The organism is Roseofilum sp. (assembly GCF_982964205.1).
In genome coordinates this window covers 17524-40452 of record NZ_CEZBFX010000019.1, presented here as the reverse complement: position 1 = coordinate 40452, position 22929 = coordinate 17524, and the positions used below count along the sequence as shown (strand labels likewise).

The 22929-nt window shown below is 48.0% G+C and carries 8 protein-coding genes; all 8 read right to left on the bottom strand.

What is annotated here, in order from left to right:
* Nucleotides 1-31: 31 nt before the first annotated feature.
* Nucleotides 32-4594, bottom strand: coding sequence for a non-ribosomal peptide synthetase (locus AC3A14_RS07690; protein WP_318731786.1), 4563 nt, complete (start codon nucleotides 4592-4594; stop codon nucleotides 32-34).
* Between the two features lie 116 nt (nucleotides 4595-4710).
* Entirely contained in the window at nucleotides 4711-13197 is an 8487-nt protein-coding gene (locus tag AC3A14_RS07685) for a non-ribosomal peptide synthetase/type I polyketide synthase (RefSeq protein WP_318731785.1), read from the bottom strand.
* Between the two features lie 60 nt (nucleotides 13198-13257).
* The gene (locus tag AC3A14_RS07680; RefSeq protein WP_318731784.1) at nucleotides 13258-16719 is read right to left on the bottom strand and encodes a non-ribosomal peptide synthetase; all 3462 of its coding nucleotides are present in this window, start codon (nucleotides 16717-16719) and stop codon (nucleotides 13258-13260) included.
* Between the two features lie 82 nt (nucleotides 16720-16801).
* Nucleotides 16802-18286: a 3-oxoacyl-[acyl-carrier-protein] synthase III C-terminal domain-containing protein gene (locus AC3A14_RS07675; protein ID WP_318731783.1), complete on the bottom strand. Its 1485-nt coding sequence runs from the start codon at nucleotides 18284-18286 to the stop codon at nucleotides 16802-16804.
* A gap of 39 nt (nucleotides 18287-18325) precedes the next feature.
* Nucleotides 18326-18700 (bottom strand): holo-ACP synthase, encoded by a 375-nt coding sequence (locus AC3A14_RS07670; RefSeq protein WP_318731782.1) that lies wholly within the window; start codon nucleotides 18698-18700, stop codon nucleotides 18326-18328.
* A 49-nt stretch (nucleotides 18701-18749) separates the two neighbouring features.
* The gene (locus AC3A14_RS07665) at nucleotides 18750-20075 is read right to left on the bottom strand and encodes an anthranilate synthase component I family protein (protein WP_318731781.1); all 1326 of its coding nucleotides are present in this window, start codon (nucleotides 20073-20075) and stop codon (nucleotides 18750-18752) included.
* Nucleotides 20076-20958: 883 nt separating this feature from the next.
* On the bottom strand, nucleotides 20959-21753 hold the full coding sequence (locus AC3A14_RS07660; RefSeq protein WP_318698771.1) for a class I SAM-dependent methyltransferase: 795 nt from the start codon (nucleotides 21751-21753) through the stop codon (nucleotides 20959-20961).
* A gap of 13 nt (nucleotides 21754-21766) precedes the next feature.
* Nucleotides 21767-22789 (bottom strand): helix-turn-helix transcriptional regulator, encoded by a 1023-nt coding sequence (locus AC3A14_RS07655; protein WP_318731780.1) that lies wholly within the window; start codon nucleotides 22787-22789, stop codon nucleotides 21767-21769.
* Nucleotides 22790-22929 lie beyond the last annotated feature (140 nt).

Below are 22929 nucleotides of genomic sequence, written 5' to 3'. Positions count from 1 at the left end.
GGGATTGCTAAAAGTGAATCGATGGTTTTTCTCAGCGCGAGCGATTTTTTTGCCGTCGTTTTAAGGCGGCTTGCTTGCGCCGATCGCCGCGATCGCGCACGGTTTGCATCAAGGTTTCGCTGCCTTTGGTTTCCCCGAGATGGCGGGCGAGTGATTCGATAGTGGGATATTCAAACAGGGTTAAAACTGAGATATCCTGTTTCAAAGTTTCGGCGAGTTGAGCGCGAACTTGTACAGCCGCGATCGAATTGCCTCCCAAGTCGAAAAAGTTTTGCTGGATATCAAAGGGAGGTTCTAGATTCAAAACCCCTTGCCAAATTTTGGCGATCGCCTCTTCGAGTTCGTTACTCGGCGGCACAATAGAGCGAGTTTCTGAGGAGGTAATGTCCTCGAGATTAATCAGCTTTTGTCGATTGATTTTGCCGTTAGCCGTGAGCGGCCAGCGATCGAGGGGAATATACTGAGTGGGGATGGCATAATCTGGCAGCCGTTCTTGTAAAAACGCTTGTAGTGCTTGGCGTTTGAACTGTTTTTCCCCATCTCCTCGGGCGAGAATGACGTGTTGTCCCAAAATATCTAAGGGCGATCCAGCTTTCGGGAAAAATGCACAGTCTTCAAATCCTTGCTTGGAAAGGCGATCGCACCACTCTTGGGGCGATAGGGTGGGTAGATTAGCGCTTAAGCGTTCGTCTTTGTAGTCCCTAAACCCTTCGGTTAAACCAATCGTCGTCATGTGCGAGGGACGAAAGTCCGTCAGTTCGACTAACAGTAACGATCCGCCGGCTGCGAGCAGCGATCGCGTGTAGGGTAAAGTGACGTTTAAATCTCGCGCTACGTGGATAACATTGACGGCAAGGATGAGATCGAAACTCCCCAATTCATAGCCCTGTTCCTGCGGATCTCGATTAACGTCAAAGAGACGATATTCGACAAAGGGATAATTTTTGAATTTTTGCCGTCCTTGATTGAGGAAAAATTGGGAAATATCCGTGTAAGTGTAACGGGTATTTTTTATTGGTAACTCCGGTAATAGAGAGCAAGTAGTTGCGCCGACTCCCGCACCAATTTCCAAGATGCGCAGAGGTTTATCTTGCGGCCAAGTGCGAACCAATTGCGCCACTGCCGCTTTCACCAAATTGTTAGAATAGCGCGCCGAAGGCGAACGTTCATAAGCACTTTCAGCCGTCTCTTGACTCCCTTGGATAAAAAGCAGATCGACGGGATTTTTCTCCCCTCGCAAAATGGGAATGTGATGTTCTCCATTGCGTTGCAGATAAGAAAGGAGATCCTGAGAGATAGGATCGGTTAGTCCAGCGGCATTTTGCCAGAGTTGTTGCAGATTATCCGTATTTAAGGGTTTGGGACTGATCCAGCGATCGCCGTCTTCGCAAATTAAATCCCCTTGGTTGGTCAAGATGCTCAACCATTGACGGATAGTTTTGTCATAATCCGGTAGAAGCCCGCATTGCTCGATGAGTTCGCTGCTCGAATAGCTCTCTCCAGCTTGGGTATACACTCCCAAATCCTTGAAGGTTTGCCTCATATAAGCAATGCTCAATGCTTCCAATCGTTCTCCGGTCTCTGCTAGTCCATCGAGATCGAATTCGGGTAAAATGCGATGGGTTTCGCGATCGCCAGCCGCGAGCAGCGATCGCCATGCTGTCTCGATCTCCGACTCATCCCGATCTTCAATAGCGAACAAGCTTCCCTCTGGAGAAGATTGACAAATCAAATAAGCGGCAAGCTGATGCTTGACATTCTCTTTCACCATCACCAAAGCATCCCGAACTCCCGGATGCTGGCGCAATGCCACCTCAATTTCTCCCAATTCGAGGCGATATCCTTGCAGTTTTACGAGATTGTCTTCCCGTCCGAGAAACTCGATATTGCCATCTCGAAGGTAGCGCCCTAAATCTCCCGTTCGGTACAAGCGCTCGCCAGTAGCAGGATGAATGATAAAACTCGCCTCGGTTTTCTCGCGATCTTCCCAATATCCTTGTGCCAAACCGATACCGCCAATATACAATTGTCCGGCAACCCAAACCGGTACGGGTTCGAGGAACTCGTCTAACACATAAAATTTCTGATTTGTCAAAGATTTGCCGTAAGGAATGCTCTGCCACTGCGGATCGACCGCCTCGATGGGGTAGAAAATCGACCAGATGGAAGCTTCCGTTGCTCCACCCAAACTGACAACTTGCAGATCGGGCATGAGGGAATGGAGGCGATCGGGCAAACTCAAGGGAATCCAGTCACCGCTCAATAATGCCAAGCGCAAGGAGGCGAGGGCGGAATCGTTGTCTTGGCTCACATATTCCGCCAGCATTTCCATCAGTGCCGGGACGGTATTCCAAAGGGTTACCCTTTCTCGCTGAATTAACTCTAACCAATGAGCGGGATTTTTCCCATGTAAAGGTTTGGGAATAACAAGTGTTCCTCCCGCAGCCAACACGCCGAAAATATCGTAAACGGATAAGTCGAAAGTGAGGGCGGAGAGGGCGAAAACGCGATCGCCAGAAGTGACTTGGAAGCGCTGGTTAATATCGATAATGGTATTAACCGCACCGCGATGGTCGATGGCTACGCCTTTCGGTTCTCCCGTAGATCCAGAAGTATAGATGACATAGGCTAAATCTTCTTGTTCTTGCAGCGCGTCGTCAGGATCGAGCAGATCGTCAGCTAACTCTGCCTTATCGACCAAAAGCCATTGCACCCCAGTAAACCCAGCAAGATGTTCTTGCAAATGAGATTGAGTCAAGGCAACTGTCACATTAGCACTGGTCAATATTTTTTGTTGGCGGCGTTCCGGCCAAGTCGGAGCAATGGGGACGTAGGTTCCTCCCGCAGCCAGAATAGCTAAGACGGCAACCATTTGTTCCCATCCTTTTTCCATAACCACGGCAACCATTTGATGGGGACGGACTCCCAGTTGGCGCAAATCTCGACTTAATTGACAAGCGCGACGAGAAACTTCTTCATAGGTGAGAACTCGATCGCTGGTAACAAGGGCAGGATGTTGGGGTTGTTGGCGAGCGCGAGCGCTAAAGAACTGATGTAGTAGCCCTTCGGGGGCAATCGCCTCCGTAGCATTAATGGCTGTCCGTTGCGCCAATTGAGCCACGGGAATGAGGTGTAATTGTTGTTGCTCCCAAGTCTCTTCTTTATCAGCCAAGCGATCGAGGAGATGCTGATAGGTCTCGAACATATCTTCGATCGTGCCTGGAGGAAAAAGTCCTTCAACATAATCCCAGTTGAAATCTAAGGAACCATCCGCCCGGACGTAATACTGATAATCGAGCCAAACTTGCGGGGTTTGAGAAATACTGTAAACGGTTTCGGTTTGCTCTTCCAGGAAGGCGATCGCGGTGGGATTAGTTTCGCTTTGTTGCGGCCCGTGGGTAAAAATAATAGGCATCGCTGACAAGCTGGCTTCTCTTTGTTGCGCTTCCACCCATTCTCGCAAAACGCGAACGCCACTCACCGCCCCATGTTCTAAATCTTGCCACAATTGCTCCTGCAAGCGTCGGGCGCGGACAGCAAAAGGTTGATTGGGAGAACAATTCACTTCAAGGAGAATAAAGGAGGCACATTCCCCAATAATTTCATTAATTTGTGGGTGAAAAGGTAGGCGGTTAAACGAAGGGACGTTAAGGGTAAAGTGAGGAGATTTACTCCAGCGTGCCAGGACTTCCGCGTAGGTAGCCAGGAGTAAGCCTGTTGGGGTTAAATTCCGACGGGCGGCTTTCTGTTTTAAAGTTTGCCATTTTTGAGAATCGATAACTGCTCTCAGGCGTTTAAAGCGCGGCTGAGAGATATTGCCGGGATTTTGAGCGAGAGGTAATTCGGGAGCGGGAGGAAGATGGCTGATGCGATCGCGCCAATAGGTTAAATCTTTTTCGTAGCGAGGGGTTTCTTCGAGGGTTCGAGTCCCCAATACATAATCTCGGAAAGATAATTCTAAAGCTGGAAGTTGACTATCGCTCTCATTGTAAAAATGCGAGAGGTCTTGGAATAGTTTTAAGGTACTCCAAAAGTCGGTACACCAGCCATCCAAACTTAAATGCAGGCGAAAATCACGATCGCTTAATTGCGTGGCGACTACCTCGAATTGCGGCCAGCGATCGAGAGGTAAAACTTGATGGGAGAGGCGATCTCTCACGGCTTGAATATGGGAAGAAATAGCCGTTTCATTCGCATCCCGCAGGTCGGTTAGGGCAATTTCATAAGGGGGAGGTGATTCTAAAACTTGTTGGCGACCATCGCTTAAAACCACTGCCCGCAGCATATCGTGGCGATCGATTAACTGTTGCCAAGCGTGTTGAAAGCGAGGGAAATCAAAGTCTTTGGCTTCCAATTCCAAATAGTTGTGCATGGAAACATTGCCCAACTCAAAAGCCCCACTTCTTCCCAACCAATAGGCTTGCTGCATTTCTGTTAGCGGAAACGCCTCGTACCGTCCGGCGCGATCGGGAACGATTTGCGGCACGGAAACGGTTTTTTCTTGTTCGGATTTCAGAGATTTTTTAACTTTCCCCTGTAATAGTTTTTCGAGTAATTCTCGTTTGGGAGTTGATAAATTTTCTTTACTTTTCATTATCCTGGTTTGGGGGTAGGTCTTTCCCCTCCTAGGAGGGGTTAGGGGTGGGTCTCTCCCCTCTAGAGAGGGACTGGGTCTGGGTCTTTCCCCTCCTAGGAGGGGTTAGGGGTGGGTCATTGACCGCTCAACAAATCGGCTGCCTCCTCATCAGATAACCCTTCAAGTTGAGCCAGTAAATTCTCCTCGATAGCCTCGGCCAATTCGGCAACGGTTGACGCATCGAGCAGTTGGCGCAAACTTAAATCGGCGGCGGGTAAAGCTTCTCGAATTCGCGTCAGGATTTGCGTCGCTTGCAGGGAATTCCCTCCGAGTTCAAAGAAGTTTTCGCCGATGCCAATGCGATCGAGCTCTAAAACTTCTTGCCAAATTTGAGCGAGGAGTTCTTCTTGGGCATTACGCGGTGCAACATAGGGGGTTTGAGCCGGTTTAGATTGAGGAGAAGGAAGAGCTTTGCGGTTAATTTTGCCGTTGGCTGTCAGAGGGAATTCATCTAAGAAAACAAAGGCAGAAGGAACCATATAATCGGGCAGGCGGGTAGTTAATAAATTCCGCAATTCTTCCTCGAAAGAGAGGGATTTTTCTGTTGTTTCTTCTGGGTTAGATGCTTGGGGTTGCAACCATTGCTGCTTTTGTTCGGGGGCGATCGCGCCGCCCAAGAATCCCTGGAGCAGGATATTATTACTTTCGAGTTGGAAACAGTCCTCGATCACTTCGGCATCCATGGGGTCGCCAATAGCACAGAGTCCAATGTTGTAGCGCTGACATTCTTCGCTCAATAATTGACCTATATATCCCGCTTCAAGCAAGCAAAAGTCTCGGGCAAATTCGCCGTAAAGTGGCGAGATCGCGTCAAGAGAGCCAATGGAAAAGAGGGCAAAAGCAGCGCGATCGAAAATATCTTTGTTGGAGTAACTGTATAAATCTCGCTCCAAACGGGCTGTTTTGGAGATTAAAATCAGGCGATGCTTGACCGGATGGTAGTAGTAGGTTCCCCCTTCTAAACCGTCAATGCGTCCCGGTTTGACATAAATATAAGTCTGCACGGGATACAGATGGCCGGCTGAAGGATAGCGATATTTCGGCAGAGGAGATTCTGCTAACTGCAAGGAACGCAGGCCATTTAACAGGTTGGCTAAGTCAGTTAAAGGGAAGGGGGCTTGCAAATATTGACGGTAGCTTTGACGCTGGAGATAGATATCGCGCCGCAGGGGTTCGGAGGTGGGTAATTCCGTCTCTACATTCCCCTCTAGGGACCGAATTCCTCGTTGTTCCAGGCGAAACTCTAACCGCGCCACCGGATCGAGAACCAGACCGCTTTCAGAGGTTTCTGTAGGAGTTTCTGGAACGTCAGTATCGCTCACGACATAAGCTACCAATTGTTCTTTGCTACGACGATCTCCCGCAGAGGTGACAATTGCTTTACGGACGCGAGGATGTTCGGCGATCGCACTTTCGACCTCTCCTGCTTCGATCCGATAGCCGCGAATTTTCAGTTGGAAGTCTTCTCGACCCAAAAATTCGATATTGCCATCGGGAAGGTAGCGTCCCAAGTCCCCAGTAAGGTAGAGACGTTCTCCCGTTTCAGGATGAATGATAAAGCTGGCGGCGGTTTTCTCTGAGTCCTTCCAGTATCTCTCGGCTAAACCAACGCCACCGATGTAGAGTTGTCCCGTCACCCAGATCGGACAGGGTTCCAGATTTGGGTTGAGGACGTAGAAGTGTTGGTTGAGCAGGGGAAGACCGTAGGGAATACTGTTCCATGCCGGATCGATCTCGTCAATGGGATAATAAATCGACCAGATAGACGCTTCGGTTGCACCTCCCAAACTCATTACCGTCGCTTCTGGAGCAATGGCTTTAATCTGTGGAGGTAAGGTGAGGGGCAGCCAATCTCCGCTCAAGAGTACCGATCGCAGAGAATTTGCTTTTAAGTCGGGGCGAGATTCCATGTAATCGACAAATAGCTGCATGAGGGCGGGCACCGAGTTCCACAGAGTTATGCCATTACTCTCTACCAACTCCGCCCAATGAGCTGGATCTTTAGCGACTTCCGCTTCGGGTATTACCAGAGTTGCTCCGGCTGCTAGAGTGCCGAAGATATCGTAGACCGAGAGGTCGAAACTCAGAGAAGAGAGGGCGAGGACGCGATCGCTCGTATCCACTTGGAAGCGCTGATTGATATCGACAACAGTATTTAATGCACCCCGATGGGCGATGGCAACTCCTTTCGGCTTGCCTGTCGAACCGGAGGTATAAATAACATACGCCAAGTTTTCAGCAGTTTGTCGGCTTTCTAGAGGAATGTCGGGTTGCTCGGATAGGTCGTCGCTCTCGGGGAAAATAACGGTGATATGGGCGGGAAGAGTAATCCGATCGCGTAATTTCGATTGGGCGATCGCAATGTTGACATCCCCATTTTCCAATAAGTACGCCATGCGTTCGGAAGGCATTTCCGAATCGATGGGCAAATAGGCAGCACCGGAGGCCAGAATTCCGAGAACCGCAGCGACTTGTTCCCAGCCTTTTTCCATGACTACGGCTACCAGTTCGTCTGGCTTTGCCCCTAACTCGCGCAGCCGATGGCCCAGTTGACAGGCAAGGCGAGAGAGTTCTTGGTAGGTAAAGGTGCGATGCAGAGTGGAAATGGCGATCGCTTTGGGAGTCTTTTGCGCTTGTTGGAAGAAGCCATCGTGAAGCAATCCAGAGGGAAGGGGAGCATCTGTTTGATTGCTTTCTTGTTGAATATCGAGTTGGGGAATGTGCAACTGTCGCCCTTGCTCTTCCCAAGCACTCTCCACTGTCGCCAAACGCTGGAGGAAGGTCTCGTAGGTGGCAAACATGGCATCGAGAACCCCCTCGGGAAAAGCTTCATCCACGCAATCCCACGTAACCACTAAAGTCTGTCCATCCTCGTATACTTGATAGTCGAGAATCACTTGGGGCGTTTGGCTGATGCCGTAGGTCAACTGACCGAATTGGGAAATTGCTGGGGGTTTGGCCTCGACTCCATCTTGAATCAGATTGCTGGTAAAGACAATGGGCATGAGAACTGAGGAACCATCTCCTTGCAGTCGGTTCAGTTCTCGCAATAACGTTACGCCACTAACGGCATTGTGATTTAAATCTTGCCAAAGTTGTTTTTGTAAGCGTTGGGCGCGAGTGATAAAAGACTCTTGTTCTCCACAGTCAATTGCCAAGAGGATGAGAGAGGTAAAATCTCCCACGACGCGATCGATTTCTTCGTGAAAGGGGAGGCGGTTGAAAAGCGTCAGATTGAGGGTGAAACAGGACTTTCCGCTCCAAGCAGCCAGAATTTCCGCAAATGCTGTTGCCAGCAAACCCGAAGCAGTAATATTAAATTGACTGGCTTGTTGCTTTAAAGGCTGCCATAATTCCGGGGTGAGACGATAAGAACGACGATGGAAACGGACTTCCTTTAAGGTCGCTAAAGGTTTGGCTAGGGGCAGATCCGGGGCAGGAGGAAGTTCATGCAGGCGCTGCTGCCAGTAATCTAAGGCGCGTTGATAACGATCGCTCTCTTTTAAAGATTCCAAGGCACAGACATAATCTCGGAAGGAAAGAGAAAGTGGCGGGAGTTCGAGATCGGGGGTTTGATAGAGTTCGTAGAGTTCTCGAAATAATATTTCCGCACTGCCCAAGTCGATAATGAGGGCATCAAAACTCAGGTGCAGTCGGACGCGCTCAGAGTCCATCATGGTAGCGCGAATTTCAAATAGCGGCCAGCGATCGCTGGGAATAACTTGGTGAGAGAGGCGATCGCGAATGTCGGCTAGGGTACCGTTAACTTCAGTTGGCGATTTTCCCCGCAAGTCAAGGACTTCAATGTTATAGGGAGGAACCTCTGCCAGAATTTGCTGTTGTCCGTCGGGACGAACGATCGCCCTTAACATTTCGTGGCGATCAATTAAACGCTGCCAAGCTCGGTTATAACGAGGGATATCGAGAGAAATAGCATCGATTTCTCCATAAAAGTAAGTCGCCACATTTCCGAGTTCAAATCCCTGCTGGCGACCGATCCAATATGCCTGCTGAACTTCAGTGAGGGGAAAAGGATCGTTGCGTCTTTGCCAGTCGGGGACGATTTCGGGGAGCGGCGTTGTTACTTTTGACTCGGAGGAGTTGGTATCGATAATTTCTGCTAAACCCGCAATAGTTGGGGCATCAAATAATTCGCTTAAGAGAATCTCCGTGGCAAAGGTTTCGCTAAGCTTAGCAATCAAACGAGTGGCTAAGAGAGAATGACCGCCCAAGGCAAAAAAGTCATCGCGAACCCCAATAGGAACAATACCTAAATAGTTCTCCCAAATTGTGGAAATTTCTTGTTCCCTGGTATTTCTCGGTGCCAGATAGGGCGTATCTAATTGAGGTCGAGAATATCCGGACCGAGAAGATTCTCTCTCGCTAATGTCAATGTCCGGACTGGAAACGGGCAATCCGTTCTTTTCTTCTAAGAAATCTTCAATAGACACGAGAACTTGAGAAAGAGAACTTGCCAAAATTCGCGCAAAGATTTCGACTCCTTCATCGGGAAATAATCCATCGGCAAATTCCACCTGGGAGCGATCGCTGCGAGCGGCCATGCCCACCTCTTGCCAGGCATCCCAATTAATGGCTGTGGTAAATATCCCAGCCGTTGTTTTATAACGAGCAAAAGCATCGAGAAAAGCATTAGCTGCCGTATAATCTACCTGTCCGAAACCACCTTTAATTGAGGCTAAAGAAGAACATAAAACAAAGAAATCAAGGGGAATATCTTTGACGATCGCATCGAGAACTAAAGTCCCCCAAACTTTCGGGGCGAGAACGGTTTGGGCCGTCTCTCGGCTTTTGCGCTGAATGATTCCGCCTCCAGGAACTCCCGCCGCATGAATGATTCCGTGCAACGTTCCATATTGAGCGCGAAACTCACCGATCGCCTTTTCCATTGCCGAGCGATCGCAGACATCAGCTCGGGCGATCATTACTTGTGCCCCAAGACTTTCCAGTTCTTGGATGGCGCGGATTTTCTCGGCGATCGCTTCATCTCCTTGCCAAGTTTCCCATTCTTGCCTCGGCGGCAGGGCAGAGCGCCCGGTTAACAGGAGTTTAGCTTGCGCCGTTTTCGCTAAATAACGGGCTAAAACCAAACCGATACCGCCCAAACCGCCTGTAATTAAGTAAGCGCCTCCTTCTTTAATTCGGGGAGGTTGGCTTGTCGCTTCCAGGCTAACCCGAGAAAAAGTTGGCAACCATCGCTCGTCCTCGCGATAGGCACAGATGGGATCGGAGGCGGTTAATTCTTCTAATAATCGGGCAGATGCTGCCTGGCTATCCTCCAATGCCGAGCTATGGAAATCAATGCTACGACAAGTGAGCTTAGGATATTCCAAGGGAATGACTTTCACCGCTCCCAATACAGTTGCTCGTTCGGGATACACTATTCCATCGGGCGTAACCGGCTGCATATTGTTGGTTATGACATTAATATGCAAAGGTTGATGCCATTTCTGCTTTCCTGCCGCCCGAGCAATTTCCAGCAAACTGAAAAAGCCGATATCCTGACTTTGTTCGATCTCCTCCCATCCTTTTTGAGGATAGCCTTTTGAGTCAATCGTCCACAGATGAACAAGACTGGTGGGGAGCAGATCGCGATCGCGCAAATCGGCAAATAAGGCTTCATAATCTGCCGTAGAATTGGGAGCGATCGCATAACCCTGTTCGCCGTTTCGGGTAAAGCGATCGCCAACTTCTACCACAACCGCCGTCTTGCCTTGAGTGTGCAACTGCTGCACCAAGTTTTCTCCCAAACCGCAACGATCGCTAAAAACCAGCACTCGCGCTAATTTTGCCTCATTTTCGGAGATCTTTTCCCAAGGAGCGCTCTGCCATTGTGGTGCATACAACCATTCTTGCGGCTGGCGTTCTTTTGTAGACTTCTGGGGTTTGGCAGTAGGTTGGGGAGCATCCACCCAATAACGCTGGCGCTCGAAAGGATAGGTGGGTAAAGGCACGCGATCGCGCTTTTCATCTCCGTAAAATCCCGACCAGTCTACCTCAACCCCAGCCAACCACAGGCGACTGAGAGTGCTTAAGAGACATTTTTCCGCAGAGATTGGGTCTTTGGGATGGGGGAGAGAAGAAATCGCAATTCGTCCGTTTCCTTGTTGCTTAACCAGGGTACTGGCTGTTTTTCCGGGGCCGACTTCGAGGAAAAGAGCAGTTTCATCTCGCAATAGTTCTTCTACCCCTTCGCTAAAGCGTACGGTTTGACGCAAATGCCGCGCCCAATATTGGGGATCTGTAGCTTGCTCGGGGGTCAGTTCTTTTCCAGTAACGTTGGAAATGACGGGAATTTCGGGAGGATGGAGAGAAACCCCTTCTAAATGACGGAGGAGGGGTGCGATCGCCTCCTCCATCAAAGGCGAGTGAAAGGCATGGGAAGTATGCAAAGGACGACAGGCAATTTCTGCTTTCTGCAAGCGATTTTGCAGAGCTTCGATGGCTGCGCCAGACCCAGAAATGACGCTGAGTTGGGGTGCGTTGCAGACCGCCAGAGTCAAATCGTCGTTCAAATAGCTGGTAACGTCTTGCGCCCCCAATTCTACGGAAAGCATGGTTCCTTGCGGACACTCTTGCATCAAGCGACCGCGAAGGGCAACGGTGGCTAAAGCATCTTCGAGAGAAAAGATTCCCGCCAAACAGGCTGCCACATATTCGCCAATACTGTGACCCAATAAGGACTGGGGACGCACTCCCCAAGACATCCACAAGCGAGCGAGAGCATATTCAATCACAAAGAGAGCTGGGCCAGCGATCGCTGTTTGTTTGAGAGTATTTTTCGCTTCTGCTCCCGGTTCTTCCGTCGGATAGAGGAGTTGGCGCAGATCTGTATCCAGGTGGTTTTGCAGAATCTCGAAACAGAGATCGCACTCTTGACGAAATAATGGTTCGCTTTCGTACACCTGCCGAGCCATATTGATATATTGAGAACCCTGTCCTGGAAAGAGAAAGACTACAGGAGGATTATCTAATGCCGGAGTTGCCGACATGGCACCGTTTGTTAAAGCAGCGATCGCTTCTGTGGCATTTTCGACAACGACAGCGCGGCGGTGAGAAAATTCCCGCCGTCCCACTTGTAAGGTATAAGCAATATCGGCGAGATTGCTCTTGGAATCAGTTTGTAAGAACTGCGCTAAATTCTCGGTTGCTTTCTCTAATGCTGTAGCGCTTTTAGCCGAAAGCAGAAGCAACTGCCAAGGTCTTGAAGTACTGGCCGGAGTTAAGGTGGGAGTTTCTTCTAAAACGATGTGAGCATTGGTGCCGCCAATGCCGAAAGAACTCACCCCAGCACGGCGGGGACTGCCATTGCACGTCCATTCTTGTAACTTATCATTGACGTAAAAAGGACTATTGGCAAAATCAATGCGGGGGTTGGGTCGGGAATAATTGAGAATGGGAGGAATCAGTTGGCGATCGAGAGCGAGAATTGTTTTGATCAAACCCGTAATTCCCGCCGCCGCATCTAAATGTCCGACATTGGTTTTTACTGAACCGATGGCACAATAGCCTTTGCGAGACTCCTTTGGAGTCGCTTCGCGAACGGTACTGGTGCGAAATGCCCGAGTCATAGCCGCAATTTCAATCGGATCTCCCATCGCCGTTCCCGTGCCATGGGTTTCCATATAAGAAATCGTTTCCGGCTCTACTTCAGCCATTAATTGCGCGGCCTTAATCGCTCGAATTTGACCTTCTTCACTCGGTGCCGTATAACCGACTTTAAGAGCGCCATCATTATTGATTGCCGAACCTTTAATGACTGCATAAATATGATCGCGATCGGCGATCGCATCTTCCAATCTTTTCAGAACGACAACACCAATACCATTGCCTCCCACCGTACCATCGGCTTTAGCATCAAAAGCTTTACAATGCCCGTCAGCAGACACAATTTCATCGGGAGATAAAGTCAGTCCGCTTTGGGGAATTTTCACAGCCACACCCGCCGCTAAACTCATATCGCATTCGCCTGCCAACAAACTTTGACAGGCTAAATGAACGGCAACCAACGAACTCGAACAAGCTGTTCCCACACTAAGGCTCGGTCCGGTCAAATCTAACTTATAAGAAACGCGAGTTGCCAGATAATCTTTATCAACCCCCACTAAAGTTTGCAGAAAACCTCTGGATTCTACCAAATCTGGATTGGGGGCTAAATTATAGAGTAAATAAGTCCCCATGCCGACTCCCGCATAAACGCCAATCGGTCGGTTTTCTCTTTGGGAATCATACCCGGCATTTTCTAGAGCTTCGACAGCACATTCTAAAAATAAGCGGTGTTGCGGATCCATGGTTTCTGCCTCTCGGGAATTGAGACCGAAAAAGGACGCATCAAACAGGTCTACATCCTCAAGAATGCCCCCAGCTTTAATCTTTTTCGCGGGTTGGCCGCCATTTCCTTCTGAATCGGGAAAAACCGACACTAATTCGACTCCGCCGATCAGGTTTTCCCAAAAACTTTCAATGTTTTTACTTTTGGGAAAGCGTCCCGAAAGACCGATTACCGCTATTTCTAATCCTGTCGTTTCAGAAGTTGAATTCATCGTTAAATTTCAAGTGATAGATACTAGCTGGATGGAAGGGTTAAGGTTTTCTGACGATCGCTATCTTGTTTTTTTGAATTTTTGTCTGAGACGATTCTTGCCGGCAGCCACTTTTTCTGCCAGTTCCACAGTTTCCGAGATTGGCGATCGCTCTTCTCGTTGGGGTTTTACCTGTTGGGCTAAAGCGCGAATGGTGGGATATTTATACAAGTCCAATAATGAGATCGATGTAAATTCATCGGGGAACTCGTTTTTCAGTTGATTGTAAACTTTTGCAATCAATAAAGAGTTACCACCAATTTCAAAGAAATTACTACTCGTTCCCACTTTTTCTAAGTTTAAAACCGTTTGAAAAATAGAGGCAATGGTTTGCTCGATATTATTTTGCGGTGCGATGTATGTTGTGGTTACTTGTTCAATCGATACATCCTTTGTAGGAAGGGAACGGCGATCGACTTTTCCATTAGCTGAAAGGGGAAAAGCTTCCAAAAACAAGAACACGGATGGAATCATATAGTCGGGGAGTTTGGAACTGAGAAAGCTCCTCAACTCTTCAAAATCGGGGGCGATTTTGCCCTCGGGAATGATATAAGCGAGCAGGCTCTCTTTACTTTGTCCTTGCCCAAGGGCGATAATAATCGCCGCTTTTACTGCCGGATGCCGAGTCAAAACGGCTTCAATTTCTCCAGCTTCAATGCGATGTCCGCGAATTTTGATTTGGAAATCAGCTCGTCCCAAAAATTCAATATTGCCATCGGGTCGATAGCGACCCAAATCTCCCGTGCCGTATATACGTTCGCCGGTGCGCGGATGAATAATAAAATTATCGCGGGTCTTTTCCTCATTGCACCAGTAGCCTTTGGCCACTTGGACTCCAGAAGAATACATTTGACCGGAAACCCAAATCGGACAGTCTTCTAAGGCATCATTGAAGATATAATATTTCGAGTTAGCCATCGGTTGACCGTAAGGAATGCTTTTCCAGTTCGGATCGATCTGTTCGATCGCGTAACAAATATTCCAAAGCGTCGTTTCCGTCGGGCCGCCGACACTGACGATTTGCGCGTTAGGAACGAAAGCGCGCAAGCGATCGGGTAGAGATAGGGGAATCCAATCGCCCCCGAGGGTTGCCAAACGCAGACTACTCGAAAGAGTCAGAGATTGACTTTCCACGCAATCAACCAACATCTCCAGCATGGCGGGAACGGAGTTCCATAACGTGACTCCTTCGCGGCAAATTAACTCGACCCAGTGATGGGGATCTTTAGCTCTCGCCGCATCGGGCATAACAATTGTGCCTCCAGCAGCTAATAAACCAAAGATGTCATAAACTGACATATCGTGATTGAGAGCCGTTAGAGCTAACATGCGGTCTCGATGGTTGACTTGAAAGCGATCGTTCGTGTGGACGATCGCATTGACGATGCCGCGATGAGAAATCATCACTCCTTTGGGCAAACCTGTCGAACCGGAGGTGTAGATGACATAAGCCAAGTCGTCTGCACTTTGAATGGAAGAGAGAGGCTCTTTACTTTCGCTGCTGAAATCCTCGCTATCGACGCACAGATAGGGAATGCCGCGATCGCGAACTAGCTGGTCTGCAAACCGAGATTGAGTGAGAATGATTTGCGCGTCACTATTTTCGAGCAGATAGGAAAAGCGCTCGGAAGGCAAGCTGGGATCGATGGGAACATAAGCTGCACCAGCAACCAATATCCCCATAACGGCAACAATTTGTTCCCATCCCTTTTCCATGACAACTGCAACTAAGCAATTGGGAGCAGCTCCCAACCGTCGCAACCGATGCCCCAGTTGATGGGCACATTCGTATAATTGCTGATAAGTTAGGTGGCGTTGGGAGCTAATTACCGCTAAGCGATCGGGTTGTTGCGGGACTCGCGCGGCAAAGAGTTCGTGCAGCAGGATTTGGGGAATGGGCGCGTCTGTTGCATTGGCGGCATTGCGTGCCGCCAGTTGAGCCGGAGGTAATAGTTGCCCTATCGTTTCTCCCCAAAGGCATTCGGGGGCAGCTAGTTGTTTGAGGAGAAAGGAATAGGCCTCAAACATATTTGCAATTAAACCCTCTGGAAAAAGCCCTTCAACTGCGTCCCAATTGAAGGTTAATTCTTCTTTTTCCTCCCAAACTTGAATATCCATCCAAGCCTGGGAAGCTTGGCTAATACCATAAACAAGTTCTCCAAAATGACTGAAGGTGCGAGTATCTTGTCCGATGGAACTAAACCCTAATGTACTCGTAAAGACAATGGGCATGGCACTCGGCGCGCTTCCTTTTTTACGAGCCAGTTCCCGCGTTACTCGCACGCCGCTAAAATAACGGTGTTCTAAATCTTGCCAAAGTTGCTTTTGCAAGCCCAGGGCGCGATCGCGGAAAGATTCTCCAGAAGACCCCTCGACCGCAAGGAGGGTGACGGAGGTAAAGTCCCCCAAAAGATCGTTGACTTGACGATGCAGGGGCAGGCGATTAAAGAGTGCCAGATTGAGGGTAAATCGAGAGCTATTGCTCCAAAGGGCGACGATTTCGGCAAAAGCAGCAAGGAGCAAGCTGGAGGGAGTGATACCTTCTCGAGCGGCTTTCTGCTTTAACTGTTGCCATTGAGTTCGGTCCAGCCGACTCTCATAGCGCTTGTTGCGATGCTGTTGCAGTTCTTTGGGATTTTTAGCTAGGGGTAATTCTGGTGCGGGGGGAAGGGTATCGAGACGAGAGAGCCAATAGTCTTGCGATCGCTGATACAATGGCGTTTGTTGCAGGGCCTGCTCGGCGAGGACATAATCGCGGTAGGAAAGGTCTAAAGGTGGCAGCATCCCCTCGGGGTTTTGATAGAGTTGAATCCACTCGTCGAAGAGGCGAAATAAACTCCAAGCATCGAAGACCAGCAGATCGTAGCTGACGTGCAGTCGCATCTGTCCTGCGGGCAAAAGCGTGGCGCGAAATTCAAATAGAGGCCAGAGATCGGCTTGCAAGATTTGATGGGATAGGCGATCGCGGATATCTTCAAGGCGAGCATCAATCTCGGCACTCTCGCATTCTCTTAAATCCAGAACCTTCATCTTATAGGGCGGTACGGTTTCGAGAATTTGCTGCTGACCGTCCGGCAATACTACCGCCCGCAGCATATCGTGTCGGGCAATAATTTGCACTAATACAGCTTCGAGTCGGTCGGTATCGAGAGCATTGCCTTCTATTTCGTAGTAACCGTGATTGGAAACATTACCCAGTTCTAATACGCCACTGCGACCAACCCAAAACGCATACTGCATATCTGTCAGGGGAAAGGGGTCGTAACGATGGGCAGGATCGGCGATCAGAGGGGGGAGAGCCGATACTTCTATGGCTTCATTGCCTTCGAGCAACGCCAACAGTTCGGTTTTTCGTTCCTGTAAGACTTGACGCAGTTCGGCGGTTAATGCTCCCGCAGGGGCATTGACAGCAAGGGAACCATCTTCAACGGCAAGTTTGATATCTTTGGAATGAAGATCTTGGAGTAAGAGTTGTAAATTCATCGATTTAATTAATTGCGTCAAAATGAGAACGATACGGTCTTTTCCAGAGATAAAATTTTAATGACAAGAAATAAATTGCAGTTTATAAATGGATGGTTTCTCGCGATCGATCGCTTTGCGTGGTAGAGGTCACCATCAATTCTTTCAAGAACAAGCGATCGCAGAGATAGGAAGCGAGGCGCTCGCTATTGTTCTCGCCAAAGAATTGTTCCAAGGGAACGCAGATGCGAAAGTCTTCCTCTAAGCGTCGCTTAAGTTCGATCGCCACGAGGGAATCGACTAAACCGCCAAAGGGTAAATCGACTGTCAGTTCTTCGGGAGAACATTGCAGATAAACCGCCAGCCAACCTAAAAGATAGGTAGAGATCCAGGCAGGGCGTTCTGTAGGTGGAGTGGCTAATATTTCTCGGAATGAGGGCAGTGTTGGCGAGAGTTGTTCTTCCTGTGGCGCAAAACTGGCAATGTTCTCTTCGGCTTCAGAAAGATTGAGAGGTGGAGCGGGAGGCGTTCCCAACATCGTTTCTCCCCAACGGACGATGACAGCGGCAGAGGTAGCAGCAGCACCGTTGGCATAAATTAAAACGAGGTCGCCCGGGTTGAGTTTCCCAACGCGAGCGGCACGCTCTAAATTGGCCAGGGGAAAAACAGGTCCAATATTGCTATAATGAGGGTAGAGGTTGAGAGCGCGATCGCGATCAATTCCTAAAGCTCGAATACAAACATCGGCATACCAAGCCGTCGGGGTATTGAAAGCGAAAAAGTCGATGTCAGTTAAGCTGACTCCAGCCATTTCGGCAGCTTTTTGACAGCAGGAGCGCGCTGCATCGACAGCGGTTTCAGCCAGGGCAATGGCATTATCTCCCGTTCGCGCCAGAAGGTGAGTTTTGCCTTTGCTATTGCCAGCCAGTTCGTAACGATAGGCATTGCAAGTTTCGGTTGCGGGGGCGATCGCCACGCTCAATATCCCTTCCTCTTCTCGAACCGGACTGACTATTAAAGCCCCAGCTCCATCTCCTAAAGACCAAGAGAAAGAATCACTGTTGTCCGTCGCATTTGAGCCAAAATGAGAAACGACGATGAGAATATGTTCGTATCGTCCCGACGCGATAAAGGTGCGAGCAGTTTCTAAGGCAACGAGAGCACTCGAACAGGTGGATTCAATATTCCATGCTGGACAGTGCAGCCCGACATCTCGCCCTAAATAAGCGGCATGACCGGGACCGGGGGAGTCGGGAAATAGGGCAGTGATTAAGGCTAAATCGACCGCTTCTGGAGTTAGTCTGGCAAGGGCGATCGCTTCTTTGGCTGCCTGACATTCTAAAGCCAGTCCCGATTCTTCCGGTTGCAGAATGCGTCGTTCTCTTGCTCCTCGGAAGGGATCGGTAAGATAAGGAGCAACGGCCTGCGACCAAATATCGGCATCCTCTCTAGCAATAGGAGCAACATTTCTTTGCCGCTTTCTTGCTTTCGGGAGCAAGTGAGGACAGTTCTCGCGCCAATAATCATTGGTGCGAATGGTGTCGGGAAAGGCTAGAGTTAAGGAACGAATGGCGATAGAAGCGTTCATGGTAGGGTTTGACTCCATTAATAAACGGACATCATAAAGTCAGTTGTGCTTGCCGATCGCCCAAGCGGCAGCATAGCGGGAGGTATGGCTGATACTTAAAAGCCATTCCCCAAAACCGACATCAGCGGCGGTAATTTGACCGCGAGGACTGAAGGCAACAGCAGGCGCGCCGCAGGGCAATCTGCGAATCTCCACATCTTGGTGCGAGAGTTCGGGCATATAACTGAGGATGCTCTGTTTTGCTGCTAGACGACCTCCTAGATGCTGCAACCGTCGTTCTCCTCTCTCGAAAGAGTTGCGTTCGGCAAGAGTGAAGTATCGCTCTTCGTCGATTGCTGGCAAACTATCGACTTCGACTAGAGTCAAAGTGCGATCGCTCGTCGGGTTGTAAAATTTCCAGGATTTATCTGTCATTGTTTTTGCTCTTCTTGCCCGATATTTTTACGGGATTTCCAATGTCCAGTTACTCGATGACAAGATTGGCAAGCATCGTGTTCATTTTGTTCACTGACTCGATATATTCATTGCCAGGAACGGACTCGGCGATAATTCCGGCTCCGGCATTGAGATGAATGGTGTCTCCGTATTGGAAAACTGACCGAATGGCAAGAGCGAAGTCGGCTGTTCCGTTACTGCTGACCCAGCCAAGGGTACCGGCGTAGAGGCTTCGGGGTTCGTCTTCGAGGCGATCGATCCAGTACAATGCTTGCTGCTTGTCAATCCCGGAAACTGTAATCCCCGGAAAGAGAACTTTCAGTGCATCCCAGAGGGTGCGATTGGGTTGCAGGAGACCGCCCACGCGAGAGGAAAGGTGCTGAACGCAACGATATTTCTTAATTTCCATGAAATTGAATACGCCAACGCTGTTGGGCAAGCAAACCGAGGCCATTTCTTGCTGTGCAAGCCAAGCAGAAAGGGCGTGTTCTTTTACTTCTTTAGCATCAGCAAATAACTCGGCATAAAGGCGCAAATCTTTCTCAGGGGTTTCTCCTCGAGGTCGCGTTCCAGCGAGAGGGTTGGTGACGACCCAACGTCCATCTGCTGCTTTCATGAGAATCTCGGGACTGAAACCCACTCCTTTGACTTTTCCGAGATCGAAAGCGTAAGAACGGTAAGCATTATTGGCTTGGTTGGCGATCGAATACGTTCCAAGAACGTTTAATTGTCCCGAATACTTAGCAGTGCGGGAAATAATGGCTTTTTGCAAGCGATTGGCTTTGATGGCTGCAATCAGTTCTGCGACCCGATGTTCGTAATCTTGGCGATCGCTAAAGTCAATTGATATAGGAGTTGCTGTATAAGTCGGGAGTTGTACCTCATTGGTTAATAGTGTATTAATTTCATCAATCCCCTTGATACTCCGGTAACAAATTCCCTCTGGAATAAAGATTAATTCGCTATCGGGGATGATGAGGTAGAGCAGTTCATTCTCGCTTTGTTTGGAGTACGAAGAGTAAAAACTCGCCATATCGAAGGAAACGTAACCATACGCTGTCCAATTTTCTAAGGGCAGAGTATTCAGCATCTCTTCTACTTGTTTGAAGGGATCGCGAATAGGTTGAGAATTGACTTCATTCCCCGACATTTCAATGCGATCGCGGCTGACAGCAATTTTTCTATATTCGCCAATTGCAATTCGGACTTCGTCTTCTCCTTCATAAAGCAGGTATGAATTGATCATTCCTGCTTTTTTTAGATTGCTGAGAACGGTGAGAGGTTCAATGTTATAGTTTGGGAAGAACTGTTCTCTATATTTTACTTTTGTGCTATCTTTCACTTGGTTGTTCATCTTTTTTCTTGTGATTGAGGAAATCTATGCTGACTAAAACTTATCCATTAAATAGATATAAAATGATAAATAAAACCTTTGATATCTTACCTCTATAGTTGTTTACATTAAGATCAAACTCTCCATCATGCCTATAATTACCGCATCAGGTTGAGTAGGATGACTTCGATCCCTTGAAAGGTTTTTATTGTTAATTACATTCTGAAAATAATATTATCAGTATACTCCATAAAAAAAAAGATCATATCCGGTTTTTTTTTTGCTTCAAACGTATTTTTTCTCGATTTTTCTTTGGGGCCTATTTATAAAGAAAAGTCAGAGTGTATACCCAGTCTACTTTGTAGAATGATATGCGAGTCAATGGCTAACGATTGTTGGCCAATATTTGAGTTATAGCTATGTCTTATAGTCTGGCAAATTCACAAGGCATAGCTTTTGGAAAGATGGAAGCAAGTCTCTATATCACGGGAGCAACAGAACTCTCCTGTAAAGTAAAACGTCACAATTGTTTTACATCAGATGCTATAGGTTCTTATAACTTGATTTTTTCATCTATTGGTCTTATTTGACGAAAACCTAAACCTCATAAGCGGTTTAATCTTTACACTGATTTACAAGTTATATTTCTTACAGTTCTTTCCTTGTTTTATGAGGTTCAGTCAGAAAAATTCCCCTAAATCCTCCTTTTTAAAGAAGGTTAGGGGAATAAAACTTAAGGAAGAATAAGGCAGTTTAAAATCGCTATAGCAACTTTTTCCGTTGTATTTTGCTTAAAATCTCAACCGAAAACTCTATTTCACTCTGCAATCACATAACGATAGACCAATCTCAATCCAATCGACCATACTTTTTTTGTGTACACAACTGAAGAAAGAATTTAAGTCTACGGCTTTAATTTTGTCTCAAAAATGAGAGTCATCGAGCGAATAAAAGGCAACCAAGTTAGCAAACGCATCATTCCCCACCGTTCGGGATGTAATTGAAAAAGTGATTGCACTTCAATAATCTCGACTCCCATACGCGCGACTTCGTCTATATCTTTGACAAACCACTGTAGGGGAGCACCTAAGGCTTCGAGTTTCTTGGCAGACTTGCGATAAGATGTTCCGACAATATCAAAGATAAAAGTTGCTCCCGGAAAGCGTTGCTGCATTCGTGAGATCAGTTGAGCAACTGATTCCGCATCGAAGTACATCAATAAACCTTCAGCAACAATAACAATCTCCTCGGGAGATCTCGAAGGCAGTTGCTCCATCCAGTTAAAGTCTAAGGCGGAAGCTCCAATAAATTTATAGTTTTCGGTTTCACGATCGAGTTGGCTGCGAATGTCATTCACTTCCGGTAAATCAAGATTAATCCAGTGCAAATTTTCTTGTTGCAGGCGGTAGTATCGACTGGATAAACCCGCTCCTAACTCGATAACCAGGGGGTTTTTAATATGGGCAATGTTACGTTGTACTGCACAATCAAAGTGCTCTGCGCGAATAGCCCAACCGGCTTGGGTATACGTGCCATAAAAAGAGTCGAGTTCCACATTCCAACCCAGATGATCGCTCCACTCTCGGGCGTGGCGATCGCGAAAAAGACCGTTAGAATTTCGATCTTCGTCAGCTCTGGCGCGAGTCGTAAGAACCATTGTGCGCGGTACACCTGCGAGTTGTAATTGAGATTGGGACATGATGACTGAAGATTTAATGAGATTGAGAATTTTTTTGGTAAGTTTTGGGGGTCGTGCCAAAATAATCTTTGAATGCTGTACTAAACCGACTGAGGCTGGCATAGCCAACCGCTTGAGCGACTTCCGAGACATTCATTTGTTGTTCGAGGAGGAGTTTGCGGGCCCATTCCATACGTTGATTGCGAAGGTAGCCGAATACTGTCGTTCCGAAGACTTCGCGAAAGCCAATTTTGAGCTTGTAATCGTTGATTCCTGCTTTTCTGGCGAGTTCCAATAAGGAAGGGGGGGATTCTATATTGTCTATGAGAATTTCCTTGGCATGATGAATACAATCGAGGTCTCGGGGTTGTAAAGGGGAATTTTTGGGCCGTAATTTTGTACTTTCATCGATTTGAGCCAGCTTGAGGGCGACGAGTTCGAGAGCCTTGCTCTCAATATAGATTTGCCCGGTCAGACCCTCATAAGGACAGTGCAAAAGTTGATGGAGAGCGATCTGCATAGTGGGGGAGGTTGGACTGGTATGAAAAAAAGTTTCGGCTGATGGCTCAATTGCTTGTAGCAAGGGCTGGGGTATATCAGATTTCCCCTCCAGAAAGGCTCTGAAAAACTCTGGAGCAAGCAAAATCGTTACGGCTAAATAGGGGTGATCGGCATAGTAGGTTATCTGAGCGCCATCTCCTCCACAAGCAGTCAAGCAATTGTGTCCTTCCTGCAAGATAAAAGAAGAGGTCGGCCAGCCGACAACACCAGTTACTTCGCCAGAAATCAGAAAGTAAAATTTTAAGGGATCGGTATGAAGGTGCTGACCTTGCAGCACCAAATTCTGCTTCATTTGCTGATTTTCAATCGAGATTTGCAAGCCCGAATCCAAATAAGCGAACCGAACTGAACCTCTACCGATCTTCTTCAACCATTCTAGTCGTGCTTCTGTTCTCTCCGCATCATAGGAATACAGATTGGACAAATTCATCTGCTCTAGCAGTTCGGGAAAGCTTTGTTGCATCCCATGCCGTGGAAAGATCAACTTTATAGTCATTGACTCTCACTTTCAATTTCTACTTATTAAAAATGATTAGCAATTATTTTAGCTCAGAAGGAAGTTAAAAAAACGAAAATTTTCCTTAAGGAAAATTTTCATAGCTTTCAGAGCGCTCGATCGCCTTCCAATACTCAATT

Coding starts and splice junctions, on each gene's coding strand:
- AC3A14_RS07690 (WP_318731786.1), bottom strand. CDS start 4,594: ATGAAAAGTAAAGAAAATTTATCAACTCCCAAACGAGAATTACTCGAA.
- AC3A14_RS07685 (WP_318731785.1), bottom strand. CDS start 13,197: ATGAATTCAACTTCTGAAACGACAGGATTAGAAATAGCGGTAATCGGT.
- AC3A14_RS07680 (WP_318731784.1), bottom strand. CDS start 16,719: ATGAATTTACAACTCTTACTCCAAGATCTTCATTCCAAAGATATCAAA.
- AC3A14_RS07675 (WP_318731783.1), bottom strand. CDS start 18,286: ATGAACGCTTCTATCGCCATTCGTTCCTTAACTCTAGCCTTTCCCGAC.
- AC3A14_RS07670 (WP_318731782.1), bottom strand. CDS start 18,700: ATGACAGATAAATCCTGGAAATTTTACAACCCGACGAGCGATCGCACT.
- AC3A14_RS07665 (WP_318731781.1), bottom strand. CDS start 20,075: ATGAACAACCAAGTGAAAGATAGCACAAAAGTAAAATATAGAGAACAG.
- AC3A14_RS07660 (WP_318698771.1), bottom strand. CDS start 21,753: ATGTCCCAATCTCAATTACAACTCGCAGGTGTACCGCGCACAATGGTT.
- AC3A14_RS07655 (WP_318731780.1), bottom strand. CDS start 22,789: ATGACTATAAAGTTGATCTTTCCACGGCATGGGATGCAACAAAGCTTT.